The organism is Streptomyces fractus, assembly GCF_049844455.1.
GTDB lineage: Bacteria > Actinomycetota > Actinomycetes > Streptomycetales > Streptomycetaceae > Streptomyces > Streptomyces fractus.
In genome coordinates, this window is record NZ_JBMYHI010000002.1 from 1832990 (window position 1) to 1846436 (window position 13447).

Consider the following 13447-nt stretch of genomic DNA (forward strand, 5'->3'; position numbering starts at 1 on the left):
CGACCTACCACACCTGACACTCCCGTAACCCGATCAGCAGCGTGTGTCGGGCTCCCCTTCCGTCAAGTGGTAGGCCGCGCGCGCGTCGAGGAGCAGGGGGACCAGGGCCCGTTCGGACTGCCGCAGGGGGACGTAGGCGCCGCTGCCCGACGTGCGGACGGTGATGCCGTGCAGCGCCAATTCGTCCTTGAATTCGGCGTATTGCTTGTCGTCCAGCCGGTATCCGCACGGCGGATCCTTGATGATCTCCGAGGCTTCCGCGGGGTCGTTGTCCGCGCCACCGAGGTAGATCGGACCGTGGTCGGTGAAGCCCTTGGCGCGGGCGGCCGTGGTGGCGGCCTCGATCGCGCCGCGGTTCTCGGACGTGTACCGGAACAGGCCGCCGAGCGCGGCGAGTTGGGAGTCGCGACGCCGCTGGTTGACCAGCGCCGGGTCGGCCTCCTCCGCGGGGGTGCCGGGGTCGACGCGGCTCTCGATGAGCAGCCCGACGGAGTTCTTGACGCCGGCGACGTTGCGCAGGATCCGCTCCTGCCCGTCGCCCGCGGTCTGCTTGACGGGATCGCCGGTCTCCGGGTCGGTCCAGATGCCGTACGTGCCCGTGGAGTACCCGGCGGCGTTGGCGGCGGGACGCACGTGGTCGAGGGAGAGCGACTCGGCCTGGTCGTGCACGGCGGGGTCGGTGTTGAGGTTGCGCGGCCAGAGGTCGAACAGGTCCTTGTCGTAGTACTTGGGGGTGGCCCCGTACTCGTGCAGGTCGTAGATGACGTCGGGCTGCCGGTCGCGGATGACGGCGGCCATCGCGCGCGCCTCGGCGGTCTTGAGGGCGATGTGGTCGCGGTTGATGTCGATGCCGTCGGAGTTGCCGCGGGTGTCGGCGGCGTTGCCGTCGGGGTTGGCGGTGGGCACGACGAGGAGGGTCGTGCGGGACAGGAACGCCCGCGTCGCCTTGTCCTTGGTGTAGGCGAGGTCGCGGATCTTCGTCAGGCAGGCCTCGCGGCCCGACGGTTCGTCGCCGTGCTGGGAGCAGATCAGCAGGACGGTGTTGGCGGTGCGGTGGGTTCCGATGCGGACGAGGTTCAGCGGGCGGCCCTGTTTCGTCTCGCCGATGCGGGAGACGGAGACCCGGTCGGAGGCCTTGTCGACGGCTTCGAGGAGCCGCTTCTCCTCGGGCTGGGTGGTCCAGCGGGCGCCGTGGGTCTCCTCGAAGCCGGTGCGGGGCGGGGTGGTGGCGCCGCTCGCGCCGGCCGGGGCCGCCACCACGAGGGGCGCGGTGAGCGCGACGACGGCGGTGGCCAGGGCGAGGGTGCGGGGACGTGCTCTCATCGGGTGCTGCCTCCCGGTACGGGGCGGTCCAGGCGGTACGGGCTCACGCCGTCGGCCGCGGACGACCGGGGCGTGGCGGTGGCGGAGCCGGAGGTGGCGGCCGCGAAGGCGTCGGCGCCGCCGACGACGGGGACGCGGGCCGCGGTGCGGGCGAGGTCGAGGGCGAGGGTCGGCTTGGTGGACGGAGGGTCGATCAGGTCCTTGTCGGTGCCGGCCACGATGAGGGCGAGCCGGTGCCCCTTGGGTACGACGTGGTCGCTCGCGGCGAGGTCGACCGTGAGCGTATAGGGCTTGCCGGGGGTGAGCGCGGTGCCGTGCTCCGGGTTCGTGGAGGTGCCGAGGTCGGCCCAACCGCGGCTGAACACGGTCGAGTTGACGTCGGTGGTCGCGGCCGCCGTGGTCAGGAAGCAGGAGCTGTCGCCGGTGCTGCTCGGCCCCCAGCAGCTGCGGTCGGTGCCGGTCGTGATGCCTTCACCGGCGCCCGCGTAGTCGCGGATCGTGGCGGGGCCGAGGTCGACGAGGACGGCGCTGAGGTGGGCGCTGGACGTCGTCGGGGTCGCGGTGACGGTCACCTTCGAGGAGCCGGACAGGCGCAGGTCCTCGGTCAGCGGGCGGCTGAGGAACCCGGCCTTCTCCGCGGTCGGTTGCTGGATCTTCTCGGCCCAGTCGAGCTCGCCGAGCGCCGGGTCGTCGGTGAAGGTCTCGGTGCCGGAGCCGGTCTTCAGGCCCAGCGTCCCGACGCCCGCCTTGTCGCCCTTGGCGGGGCGCAGCGCGGTCGTCGCGGTGGTGCGCGGCGGCCACACCTTGTCGGTGGTCCAGCGGTCGGGGGCGCGCTCGATGTCGGCCATCGGCTCGCGGTCGATTCCGTTGGCGTAGCCGAGGAGTTCGTGGTCGAACCAGCGGTGCAGGGTGTCGACCCAGGCGCCGCGGCGGAAGTCGAAGGGGTCGACGTGGCCGGTCTGCGCCAGCCAGATCTTGCGGTCGACGCCGTGCTTCGCGAGCGCGTCCCACCACTGGCCGAAGTGCTTGGCGCGGACGTTGAGGTCCTGCATGCCGTGCACGACGAAGACGCTGGCCTTCACGCGGCCGGCGTCCTTGACGTAGTCGCGCTCCTGCCAGAGGCCGGTCCAGTCGCCGGTCCGCGGCGCTTCGTCGACCAGTCGTTTCTGTACGGCGGCGCAGCGGGCCCGCGCCTCGGGGCTCTCGACGTAGTCGGACAGCCACTCGGGGCCCGAGTCGTAGAGCGGGGCGCCCTGTTGGAAGTAGTAGTCGTACCAGGAGGAGATCCCGCCGATGGGGACGATGGTCTCCAGGCCTTCGACTCCGGTGGCGGCGACGCCGTTGGCGACGGTGGCGTCGTAGCTCTTGCCGATCATGCCGGTGCGGCCGTTGGTCCAGTTCGCCCGGGCGCGTTCGCCTCCGGTGCGGGTGGTGTAGCCCTTGGCGCGGCCGTTCAGCCAGTCGACGACGGCCTTGGCGGACTGGATGTCGGAGCGTCCTCCGACGTCGACGCAGCCGTCGGAGCGGTTCGTCCCGGCGAGGTCGACGCCGACGAAGGCGTAGCCGCGGGGCACGAAGTAGTTGTCGTAGAAGAGCGGCATCTGTACGACGTTGCCGTGCGCGTCGTACGTCTTCTTCTGGCTCTCGTTGCCGCGCCCGCAGCAGGAGTAGTACGGGCTGGCGTCCATGATCACGGGGATCTTGCGGCCCTGGGCCGCGGGTTCGCGCGGGCGGACGATGTCGACGGCGACGCGGTCGGACTTCCCGTTGTCGTCCCCGTCGATGCGGGTGTCGACCCAGACGGACTCGCGGACGGCGTCGGCGTAGGAGTAGACGGGCTTGGATTCGGTCGGCTTCGCGGGGGCGGCCGACGCGGCGGTGCCGGATGCGACGAGTGCGGACAGCAGTGCGGTGACGACCGCGACCGCGAGGGTTCTCCAGCGGCTGGGTCTGTGGTGGCTGCGTCTGACAGGTATCGGCATGGCGCGGAAGGTACACGGGTCAACTGGCTTGCGACAGAGGGCCGCAGGCGCGGAGGACAGGCCCATGGGGCCGGAAGACACATGTCGGCCGGATGACGATCGTGTGGCTGGTGGGGCCATGGACATGACCGGGGCGCCGGGTGCTGAATAGGGTCGCTGTGCCGGCCACGGACGTGATCCGTACGGGGTCGGCAACTGCCTGGTGTCCCCTACGACTTGGAGTTCTCGTGTACCGCAGACTCATCGCCCCCGGCGCACTCGCGGCCTCTCTGCTGCTGGCGATCCCGGCATCGGCCGCGGACTTCGAACCGGGGGCGCCGGGCATCGGTGATGCCTATTACCCGGCGTACGGGAACGGCGGCTACGACGTCTCCCATTACGACCTGCGCCTCAAGTACCAGCCGAAGACCGACCGGTTGGAGGGCACGGCGACGATCCTCGCCTCCTCCACGCAGGACCTGTCCCGCTTCGACCTCGACTTCGGGCTCACGGCGAGCGAGGTCCGGGTCAACGGCAAGAAGGCGAAGTTCGCCAAGTCCGGCGTGCAGGAGCTGGAGGTGACGCCGGCGGCCGGGCTGCCGAAGGGCACGCCGTTCACCGTCGTGGTGAAGTACGCGGGCAAGCCCTCCGACGTCAAACTGTGGGGCTTCACGTCGTGGCAGCGCACCCCGGACGGCGGCGTCGCTGCCAACGAGCCGGAGGCGGCGGCCTGGTGGTTCCCCTCCAACGACCACCCGCTCGACAAGGCCACGTACGACGTGTCGGTCGCGGTGCCCGACGGGACGCAGGCGATCTCCAACGGGACGTTGCAGTCGCAGAGTTCGAAGCTGGGGTGGACGCGGTTCAACTGGCGGTCCAGCCATCCGCAGGCCACGTATCTGTCCACCCTGGCGATCGGCAAGTTCGACATCACCACCGACAGGACCGCCGACGGGCTGCCCGTCATCAACGCGTACAGCAAGGACCTCGGCGCGAACGAGGGCGCGGCGAAGGCGAGCGTGGAGCGGACGACCGAGGTCGCCGAGTGGCTGGAGTCGATCTACGGCAAGTACCCGTTCGAGGCACTCGGCGGGTATGTGCCGAACGTGCCGTCGAGCTTCGCGCTCGAAACGCAGACGCGGCCGTTCTACTCCCCCAAGCAGTTCGCCAATGGGTCCAACGTGTCCGTTGTCGTTCACGAGTTGGCGCATCAGTGGTACGGCGACAGCGTCTCCGTGCGCGGCTGGAAGGACATCTGGATCAACGAGGGCTTCGCCCGGTACGCGCAGTGGCTGTGGTCGGAGAAGGAGGGCGAGGGCACGGCCCAGGAGCTCGCCGACTACACGTACGCGCAGCACCCCGCGGACGACGCGTTCTGGACGGTGAAGCCGGGCGACCCCGGTCCGGAGAACCAGTTCGACGCGGCCGTGTACGACCGGGGGGCGCTGGCGATCCAGGCGCTGCGGAACAAGGTCGGCGAGAAGGACTTCTTCGCGATCCTGAAGGGGTGGCCGAAGCAGCACGCGTACGGCAACGCGAGTGTCTCCGACTTCATCGGGTACGCGGAGAAGGTTTCCGGTGAGGCGCTGGGTGGGTTGTTCGATACGTGGCTGTATCAGCCGTCGAGGCCGAGCGCGCCTGCGGCGCGGGGGGCCGGTGATCCGGTGCGGCCCAAGTCGTGGAAGCAGATTGTTGCCACGAACCGGGTGCACGGTTGAAAGGATCGGGGCTCTGCCCCGTACCCCCTGCTCAATCGCCGCAGGGGCTTGATGTACCCGGCCGGCTTGGTCTTGATGCTCGCGCCTGGCGCGCCAGGGGGAGAAACCGGAAACGCTCCGGGAGCTTGGGCGCCAGCCGGCGCACCAGTGCCGCGAAGCGGCGGAGGCGGCGTTCCTGCTTGGGGGTCCAGGGGAGGCCGATGGCGTCCCTCGCCTCGGGTGGGAGCAGGCCGATCGACAGGAAGCGCATCGTGCGGGTCAGGGCCGGGCGCAGGAGGGGCCACAGCGGGCGCACCCAGGCGGGGGCCGGTGGGGGCGGGAGCGCGCGGTGCGCGGCCGTCAGCTCGTCCACCACCGGGTTCCGCCCGATCTCTTCCTTGAGCATCTTGCGGTAGTACGGCCAGAACTCCTCGGTCGTCTGCGGCATGTCCCGGTCGTGGATGCCGAGGACGCGGCCGACCATCAGCCACTCCGCGTAGAACCGCTCGTCCTCCTCGGGCGTGAACGGGGTGGCGAAGTAGCGGCGCGCGTAGCGGGAGACGGGGTAGCCGGTGGCGTGCACCCAGGCGTAGTAGGTCGGAGTGAGGGCGTGGTAGCGGCGGCCGTGCGGGTCCGTCCCCCGGATGTCGCGGTGGAGGCGGCGCAGGCGGCGGCCCTCTTCGGCCGCGGCCTCTCCCCCGTACACCCAGAGCATGACCGAGGTCAGTGAGCGTTCGCCGCGGCCCCAGGGGTCGGTGCGGAACACCGAGTGGTCGTCGACGCCCGCGCCGACGGCGGGGTGCGCGACCTGGAGCACGAACGCGGCGGGCAGCGCGAGCAGGGCGCGGATGTCGCCGGCGGTGTCCCAGAGGATGCCGCCGGGCGGGGGCGGTGGCGGGTCCGGGTCGTACTGCTTCATACGTCTCATTGTGTACGGCGTGTCCGCGTGCCGTCGTCCGCGTAGCGCTTGGCGAGGTCGGAGGCGAGTTCGGAGACGCAGGTGCACAGGTCGGTGACGGCGGCCGTGGTCGGGGCGGAGCGGCAGGGGACGACGTGCGCGGGGAGCGGGGGCCTAGTCGGGGGCGGTGGTTCCTTCGGCGGGGGCGGCGTGGGGCGGGGCCCCCGGGCCGCGGTGATCAACGCCGACGCCAGGGCCGCGACGAATGCGGCCAGCTGCCCGATCTTGACTTGTACGTCCCACGGAACCAGCGGCATGCCTGTGTCCTACCCGTACGGCACGGGGCCCCAACGCACCGTGCGCGTCGGGGCCCCGTGGCGTGCGGAGAAGGCGGGCTCAGTTGCCGTCGGCGACCTTCGTCAGCTCGTCCGACGCCATGCGGTCGACGTTGCGCCGCACCCGGAACCAGCCGATGAAGAGCAGCACCGCGACGACCGGGATCAGCATGAGCGTCTTGCGGCCGGTCTCCGCGTCGTTCCACATGAGCGCGAGCACGGCCAGCAGGAAGACGATCGTGACGATCTCCGTGACCGGCGAGAACGGCAGGCGGAACTTCGGGCGCTCGACCAGGCCCTGCTTGGCCCGGCGGACGAACGCCAGGTGGGCGACCATGATCATGACCCAGGTGCCGATGATGCCGATCGAGGAGACCTCGATGACGATCTCGAACGCGTCGGCGGGCAGCAGGTAGTTCAGGCCGACGCCCAGGACGCCGACGCCCGCGGTGAGCAGGATGCCGCCGAAGGGCACCTGGTTCTTGTTCATCTTGGCGGTGAACTTCGGCGCGGAGCCCGACATGGCCATGGAGCGCAGGATGCGGCCCGTGGAGTAGAGGCCGGAGTTCAGCGAGGACATGGCCGCGGTCAGCACGACCAGGTTCATGATGTCGCCGACGCCGCCGACGCCCAGCTTCGAGAACAGCGTCACGAACGGGCTCTCGGCCGAGCTGTACGAGGTGGAGGGCAGCAGCAGCGCGAGCAGCAGCACCGAGCCGCAGTAGAACAGGCCGACGCGCCACATGATCGAGTTCACCGCGCGCGGGACGACCTTCTGCGGCTCGGCGGTCTCGCCCGCCGCGACGCCGACCAGCTCCAGGGCGGCGTAGGCGAAGATGACACCTTGCATCACGAGGACCACGGCCATGGTGCCGCTGGGCATCCAGCCGCCGTTGTCCGTGATCATGTGCAGGCCTGGTGTGTGACCGTCGACCGGGTGCTGCGTGGCGACCAGGAAGATGCCCACGAACAGGAAGGCCACCAGGGTGGCCACCTTGATGATCGAGAACCAGAACTCCATCTCGCCGAAGTACTTCACCGAGACGAGGTTCACGGACAGCACGACCGCGAGCGCGATCAGTGCGAGCACCCACTGCGGAATGCTCGTGAAGGCGCTCCAGTACTGCGTGTAGAGCGCGACCGCGGTGATGTCGGCGATGCCCGTCATCGACCAGTTCAGGAAGTACATCCAGCCGGCGACGTAGGCGCCCTTCTCGCCGAGGAACTCGCGCGCGTACGACACGAAGGAACCGGACGAGGGCCGGTAGACGACCATCTCGCCGAGGGCGCGCACCACCAGGTACGCGAAGATCCCGCAGATCAGATAGGCGAAGACGAGGGCGGGGCCCGCGTCGTGCAGCCGCCCGCCGGCACCGAGGAAGAGCCCGGTGCCGATCGCGCCGCCGATGGCGATCATGTTGATGTGGCGGCTCTTGAGGGCCTTGCTGTAGCCGGCGTCGCCCGCGTCGGCGGGCGACTGGGAGGCATCTGTGCGGGATGCGTCCGTGGCCGTGTTGAGGGCGTCCTTGCTCACGAGGGGGTGTCCACTCTGTGGTGCCCGGAGACGTGGGGGTCCCCGGGGTCCGGAACGTGCTTCGGTCCGCATCACCCCTGACGGCGTGCGGACCGAGGTGCACCTTCCCCCAAAGATCCTCCAGGATGCGGTGGCGGAGATCACATAGCGTCGCTTCTCACATGGCAAAACGGCTCTGGACGTGGAACCGGATGGGGCGTATGGCGCGTCGACCACACTTCTTTCCACTCCCCTTGGGTTTCACAACGTCGGTGTGTCAGCAATACTGTTGCACCCGGATCGCGGCGAGAGGCGGAGATGACGACGGACACCGAGGCCCCCACGCTGACCGTCGACGAGCTCGCGGCCCACGCAGGCGTCACGGTCCGCACCATCCGCTTCTACAGCACGCGGGGCCTGCTGCCGCCGCCGGTGATCGGGCCGCGCCGGGTGGGGCACTACGGGCCCGACCACGTCGCGCGGCTCGCGCTGATCGAGGAGTTGCAGCACCAGGGCATGACACTGGCCGCGATCGAGCGTTATCTGGAGCAGCTGCCGGCGGATCTGAGCGCGCAGGATCTGGCGATCCACCGGGCGGTGGTGGCGAGTTGGGCCCCCGACACGGTCGAGACACTGACCCGGGGTGAGCTCGACCGGCGGGCGGGCCGGGAGCTGACCGAGGAGAACCTGGCGCGGCTCGCCGCGATGGACGTGCTGACGCGGGAGGGCGACGACACGTACCGCTGTGACACCGGGCAGTTGCGGCTCGGCGTCCAACTCCTCGACGTACCGCTGTCGTTGGACGCGATCCTGGCCTCGCGCGAAGTGCTGGTGGAGCACTCGCGGGGCGCGGCGCAGGAGCTGGCCCGCCTCTTCAGTGACGAGGTGTCGCAACGGGCCGAGCAGGACGTGAAGTCGCTGTCGGCCCATATGCAACCACTCGTCGTTCAGGCGCTGTTGACGGCGTTCCAGCGCTCGCTGAAGGAGGAGCTGCGGGAGGCGTTCCGTACGGAGCGCCTCCCGCAGTGACCGGTGACCGGACCGCCGGGCGTCAGTCCTTGAAGGTCTCGCCCTTCTCGGCCTTCTCCACGAGCAGCGCGGGCGGCAGGAACCGGTCGCCGTAGCGCCCGGCCAGCTCGCGCGAGCGGGCGACGAATCCGGGCAGGCCGCCCTCGTAGCCGTTGATGTACTGGAGCACGCCGCCGGTCCAGCCGGGGAAGCCGATGCCGAAGATGGAGCCGATGTTGGCGTCGGCGACGGACGTCAGCACGCCCTCCTCGAGGAGGCGCACCGTGTCGAGGGCCTCCGAGAAGAGCATCCGCTCCTGCATGTCCTTGAACGGCACCGTCTCGGAGGGAACCTCCGTGCCACTCTTGGTGAAGTGCTCACGCAGACCCGGCCACAGGCCGGCGCGCTTGCCGTCCTCGCCGTACTCGTAGAAGCCCGCTCCTCCGCTGCGGCCCGGCCGCCCGAACTCGTCGACCATCCGGTCGATGACCGCCTCGGCCGGGTGCGTCTCCCAGGTGCCGCCGGCCTCGACGACCGCGGCCTTCGTCTCCTCGCGGATCTTGCGGGGCAGGGTGAGGGTCAGCTCGTCCATCAGGGAGAGGACCTTGGCCGGGTAGCCGGCCTGGCCCGCGGCCTGCTCGACCGACGCGGGCTCGACGCCCTCGCCGACCATGGCGACGCCCTCGTTGATGAAGTGCCCGATGACCCGCGAGGTGAAGAAGCCGCGCGAGTCGTTGACCACGATGGGCGTCTTGTTGATCTGTCGGACGAGGTCGAAGGCACGCGCGAGGGCCTCGTCGCCGGTGCGCCCGCCCTTGATGATCTCGACGAGCGGCATCTTGTCGACGGGCGAGAAGAAGTGCAGTCCGATGAAGTCCTGCTGCCGCTCCACACCTTCGGCGAGCGCGGTGATGGGCAGCGTCGAGGTGTTGGAGCAGAGCAGGGCGTCCGGCTCGACGATGTCCTGGATCTCCTGGAACACCTTGTGCTTGAGCGCCGGGTCCTCGAAGACGGCCTCGATGACGGCGTCGCAGCCGGCCACGGCCTGCGGGTCGGAGGCGGGCGTGATGCGGGCGAGCAGCGCGTCCGCCTTCTCCTGGCTGGTGCGGCCACGCTTGACGGCCTTCGCGCACAGCTTCTCGGAGTAGGCCTTGCCCTTGGCCGCGGCCTCGTCGGTTACGTCCTTGAGGACCACCTCGATGCCGGCGCGGGCGCAGGAGTAGGCGATGCCGGCGCCCATCATGCCGGCGCCGAGGACGGCGACCTTGCGGACCTTGCGGGGCTCGACGCCCTTGGGGCGGTTGGCGCCCGAGTTCACGGCCTGGAGGTCGAAGAAGAACGCCTGGATCATGTTCTTCGCTGTCTGCCCGGTGACCAGCTCGGTGAAGTAGCGGGCCTCGATGGCGAGGGCGTTCTCGAAGTCGACCTGGGAGCCCTCCACGGCGGCCGCGAGGATGTTGCGCGGCGCGGGGTAGGGGGCGCCGTTCAGCTGCTTCTTCAGGTTGGCCGGGAAGGCGGGCAGGTTCGCGGCGAGCTTGGGGCTGGCCGGGGTGCCGCCGGGGATGCGGTAGCCGGGCTTGTCCCAGGGCTGCTGCGACTCCGGATTCGCGTCGATGAAGGCGCGGGCCTTCTCGATCATCTCCTCGCGGGTGGCGGCCACTTCGTGGACCAGGCCGTTCTCCAGGGCGCGCTTCGGGGCGTACTGGGTGCCCTGGAGCAGCACCTTGAGGAGCGCGTCGGCGATGCCCATGAGGCGCACCGTGCGGGTGACGCCACCGCCCGCCGGGAGCAGGCCGAGCGTGACCTCGGGGAGGCCGATCTTCGAGCCCGGGGCGTCGAGGGCGACGCGGTGGTGGCTGGCGAGCGCGATCTCGTAACCGCCACCGAGGGCCGCGCCGTTGATGGCCGCGACGACGGGCTTGCCGAGCGTCTCGATGCGGCGCAGCGAGTTCTTGATGCCGATGCCGGTCTCGAAGACGGCCTGGGCGTCCTCGGGGCCCGCCTTCATCATGTCCTTGAGGTCACCGCCCGCGAAAAAGGTCTTCTTGGCGGAGGTGTAGATGATGCCGCGGATGGAGTCGGGGTTCGCGGAGAGTTCGGCTTCCGCGCGGTCGGCGATCGCGGCGATGGAGTCCTTGAACGCCTGGTTCATGGTGTTCGCGGACTGGTTGGGGTCGTCGAGGACGAGCGTGACGATGCCGGTCTCGTCCTGCTCCCAGCGGATGGTGGTGCTCTCGGTCATCTCGGGTGCTCCGTAAGGGGGTTGAGGCCGGGTGATCAGACGCGCTCGACGATGGTGGCGATGCCCATGCCGCCGCCCACGCACAGCGTGGCCAGGCCGTACCGCTTGTCCTGGCGCTCCAGTTCGTCGACGAGGGTGCCGAGGATCATCGCGCCGGTGGCGCCCAGCGGGTGGCCGAGCGCGATGGCGCCGCCGTTGACGTTGACCTTGTCCAGGGACAGGCCCATGTCCTTCACGAAGCGCAGCACGACCGCGGCGAACGCCTCGTTGATCTCGACGAGGTCGATGTCGTCGATGGTCAGCCCGGCCTTGGCGAGCGCCTTGCGGGAGGCGGGCGCGGGGCCGGTGAGCATGATGGTCGGCTCGGAGCCGGAGACCGCGACGGAGACGATGCGGGCGCGCGGCGTGAGGTCGTAGCGCTCGCCGACCTCACGGGAGCCGACGGCGACGAGCGAGGCGCCGTCGACGATGCCGGAGGAGTTGCCCGCGTGGTGCACGTGGTCGATCCGCTCGACCCAGTGGTACTTCTGCAGCGCGACCGCGTCGAAGCCGCCGAGGTCGCCGATGTCCTTGAACGACGGCTTGAGCTTGCCCAGCGAATCGACCGTCGTGCCGGGCCGCAGGTGCTCGTCGTGGTCGAGCACGGTGAGCCCGCTGCGGTCCTTGACCGGCACGATCGAGCGCGCGAACCGGCCGTCCTTCACGGCAGCGGCGGCCCGCTCCTGCGACATGGCGGCGTACTCGTCGACGTCGCGCCGCGAGAAGCCCTCGATGGTGGCGATGAGGTCGGCGCCGATGCCCTGCGGCACGAACCCGGTCTCGTAGGCGGTCATCGGGTCCATCGCCCAGGCACCGCCGTCCGAGCCCATCGGCACCCGCGACATCGACTCGACGCCACCGGCGAGGACGAGGTCCTCCCAGCCCGAACGGACCTTCATCGCCGCCAGGTTGACGGCCTCCAGGCCCGAGGCACAGAAGCGGTTCTCCTGCACGCCGGCCACCGAGTCCGGGAGCCCGGCCGCGATGGCGGCGATGCGCGCGATGTCCGAGCCCTGGTCGCCGATCGGGCCGACGACGCCGAGCACGATGTCGTCGATGGCGGCCGGGTCGAGGTCGGGGAAGCGGCCGCGGATCTCGTGGATCAGGCCGACGACCAGGTCGATCGGCTTGGTGCCGTGCAGGGAGCCGTTGGCCTTGCCGCGGCCGCGCGGGGTGCGGATCGCGTCGTATACGTACGCGTCTGTGGTCACGGGAGGTGCCTTTCACTGAGGGTGCCGTGCTGGGGGTCGAGGCGGGAGGTGAGTGGGCCGAGGTGAGCGGTCAGGACAGCAGCGAGCGTCCGATGATCTCCTTCATGATCTCGGTCGTGCCGCCGTAGATGGTCTGGATGCGGCCGTCGGTGAACGCCTTCGCGACGGCGTACTCGGTCATGTACCCGTAGCCGCCGTGCAGTTGGAGGCAGCGGTCGGCGACCCGCTTCTGCAGTTCGGTCGCCCACCACTTCGCCATCGAGGCGTGCACGGCGTCGAGTCGCCCGTCCGAGTGGTCCTCGATGCAGCGGTCGAGGAACGTACGGGTGACGGCGCACTCCGTGGCCATCTCGGCGATCTCGAAGCGGATGTGCTGCTTCGCGGCGAGCGGGCGACCGAAGGCCTCGCGCTCCTTCACGTACTGCGTGGTGATCTCCAGGAGGTGCTCGGCGGCGGCGATCGCGGCGACGGCGATGCCCATGCGCTCCTGCGCGAGGTTCGTCATGAGGTGGATGAACGCGCCGTTGAGCTCGCCGAGGAGGTTCTCCTTCGGGACGCGGACGTCGTTGAAGAACAGCTCGGCGGTGTCCTGGGCCTTCTGGCCGATCTTGTCGAGGTTGCGGCCGCGCTCGAAGCCCTCCATGCCGCGCTCGACGACGAGCAGCGAGAGCCCGTGCGCGCCGCCCTCGGGGGTGGTCTTGGCGACGACGATGACGAGGTCGGCGAGGATCCCGTTGGAGATGAAGGTCTTCGACCCGTTGAGCAGCCAGTGGTCGCCCTTGTCCTCGGCGGCGGTCCTGATGCCCTGGAGGTCGGATCCGGCGCCGGGTTCGGTCATGGCGATGGCGGTGATGATCGAGCCCTCGCAGAAGCCGGGCAGCCAGCGCCGCTTCTGCTCCTCCGTGGCGAGGGAGGTGAGGTACGGGCCGATGATGTCGTTGTGCAGACCGACGGCGAGACCGGAGGCGCCCGCGCGCGTGAACTCCTCGGCGAGCACGGCGGGGTAGCGGAAGTCGGCGTTGCCGCCGCCCCCGAACTCCTCGGGCACCGCGAGCCCGAGCAGACCCTGGCGCCCGGCGGCGAGCCAGGCCTCGCGGGAGACGACGCCGTCCTTCTCCCACTGCTCGTAGTGCGGTGTCACCTCCTTGGCGAGGAAGGTGCGCACGGTCTCGCGGAACGCCTCGTGCTCGGCGCTGAACAGGCGTCGTTCCATGCTCGCG

At 70.1% G+C, this 13447-nt stretch carries 10 protein-coding genes; 2 read left to right on the forward strand and 8 right to left on the reverse strand.

Annotated elements, in window-relative coordinates:
- Positions 1-33: 33 nt before the first annotated feature.
- Together ACP4E5_RS10325 and ACP4E5_RS10330 are read right to left on the reverse strand one after the other, a co-directional pair.
- Positions 34-1323, reverse strand: a complete 1290-nt coding sequence (locus tag ACP4E5_RS10325) for a M14 family metallopeptidase (protein ID WP_425827202.1) — start codon at positions 1321-1323, stop codon at positions 34-36.
- Positions 1320-3305, reverse strand: a complete 1986-nt coding sequence (locus ACP4E5_RS10330) for a Xaa-Pro dipeptidyl-peptidase (RefSeq protein ID WP_425827203.1) — start codon at positions 3303-3305, stop codon at positions 1320-1322. Before ACP4E5_RS10330 ends, ACP4E5_RS10325 begins: the two co-directional genes overlap by 4 nt.
- A 227-nt stretch (positions 3306-3532) precedes the next feature.
- Here ACP4E5_RS10330 and ACP4E5_RS10335 point away from each other — a divergent pair, with 227 nt between their 5' ends.
- Entirely contained in the window at positions 3533-5002 is a 1470-nt protein-coding gene (locus ACP4E5_RS10335; protein ID WP_425827205.1) for a M1 family metallopeptidase, read from the forward strand.
- 31 nt (positions 5003-5033) lie between these two features.
- Here ACP4E5_RS10335 and ACP4E5_RS10340 read toward each other — a convergent pair whose 3' ends face one another.
- From ACP4E5_RS10340 to ACP4E5_RS10350, 3 genes are all read right to left on the reverse strand, one after another.
- A complete protein-coding gene (locus ACP4E5_RS10340; RefSeq protein WP_425827207.1) occupies positions 5034-5900 on the reverse strand; it encodes an oxygenase MpaB family protein in 867 nt (288 codons plus the stop codon).
- A gap of 5 nt (positions 5901-5905) precedes the next feature.
- Complete coding sequence (locus ACP4E5_RS10345) at positions 5906-6196, reverse strand: hypothetical protein (protein ID WP_425827209.1); 291 nt, start codon at positions 6194-6196, stop codon at positions 5906-5908.
- A 79-nt stretch (positions 6197-6275) separates the two neighbouring features.
- The gene (locus ACP4E5_RS10350) at positions 6276-7748 is read right to left on the reverse strand and encodes an amino acid permease (protein ID WP_425827211.1); all 1473 of its coding nucleotides are present in this window, start codon (positions 7746-7748) and stop codon (positions 6276-6278) included.
- Between the two features lie 297 nt (positions 7749-8045).
- Here ACP4E5_RS10350 and ACP4E5_RS10355 point away from each other — a divergent pair, with 297 nt between their 5' ends.
- A complete protein-coding gene (locus ACP4E5_RS10355) occupies positions 8046-8756 on the forward strand; it encodes a MerR family transcriptional regulator (RefSeq protein WP_425827213.1) in 711 nt (236 codons plus the stop codon).
- 22 nt (positions 8757-8778) lie between these two features.
- Here the strand turns inward: ACP4E5_RS10355 and ACP4E5_RS10360 are convergent, their stop codons facing one another.
- The 3 genes from ACP4E5_RS10360 to ACP4E5_RS10370 all read right to left on the reverse strand — a co-directional run bounded on the left by ACP4E5_RS10360 (position 8779) and on the right by ACP4E5_RS10370 (position 13440).
- Positions 8779-10977 (reverse strand): 3-hydroxyacyl-CoA dehydrogenase NAD-binding domain-containing protein, encoded by a 2199-nt coding sequence (locus tag ACP4E5_RS10360; protein ID WP_425827215.1) that lies wholly within the window; start codon positions 10975-10977, stop codon positions 8779-8781.
- A 35-nt stretch (positions 10978-11012) separates the two neighbouring features.
- On the reverse strand, positions 11013-12227 hold the full coding sequence (locus ACP4E5_RS10365; protein WP_425827217.1) for an acetyl-CoA C-acetyltransferase: 1215 nt from the start codon (positions 12225-12227) through the stop codon (positions 11013-11015).
- A 70-nt stretch (positions 12228-12297) separates the two neighbouring features.
- Positions 12298-13440: an acyl-CoA dehydrogenase family protein gene (locus ACP4E5_RS10370; RefSeq protein ID WP_425827219.1), complete on the reverse strand. Its 1143-nt coding sequence runs from the start codon at positions 13438-13440 to the stop codon at positions 12298-12300.
- Positions 13441-13447 lie beyond the last annotated feature (7 nt).

Excerpts from the sequence above, each read along its gene's own strand:
- ACP4E5_RS10360 (WP_425827215.1), bottom strand. The coding sequence starts at position 10,977 with ATGACCGAGAGCACCACCATCCGCTGGGAGCAGGACGAGACCGGCATC.
- ACP4E5_RS10355 (WP_425827213.1), top strand. The coding sequence starts at position 8,046 with ATGACGACGGACACCGAGGCCCCCACGCTGACCGTCGACGAGCTCGCG.
- ACP4E5_RS10325 (WP_425827202.1), bottom strand. The coding sequence starts at position 1,323 with ATGAGAGCACGTCCCCGCACCCTCGCCCTGGCCACCGCCGTCGTCGCG.
- ACP4E5_RS10345 (WP_425827209.1), bottom strand. The coding sequence starts at position 6,196 with ATGCCGCTGGTTCCGTGGGACGTACAAGTCAAGATCGGGCAGCTGGCC.
- ACP4E5_RS10370 (WP_425827219.1), bottom strand. The coding sequence starts at position 13,440 with ATGGAACGACGCCTGTTCAGCGCCGAGCACGAGGCGTTCCGCGAGACC.
- ACP4E5_RS10330 (WP_425827203.1), bottom strand. The coding sequence starts at position 3,305 with ATGCCGATACCTGTCAGACGCAGCCACCACAGACCCAGCCGCTGGAGA.
- ACP4E5_RS10340 (WP_425827207.1), bottom strand. The coding sequence starts at position 5,900 with ATGAAGCAGTACGACCCGGACCCGCCACCGCCCCCGCCCGGCGGCATC.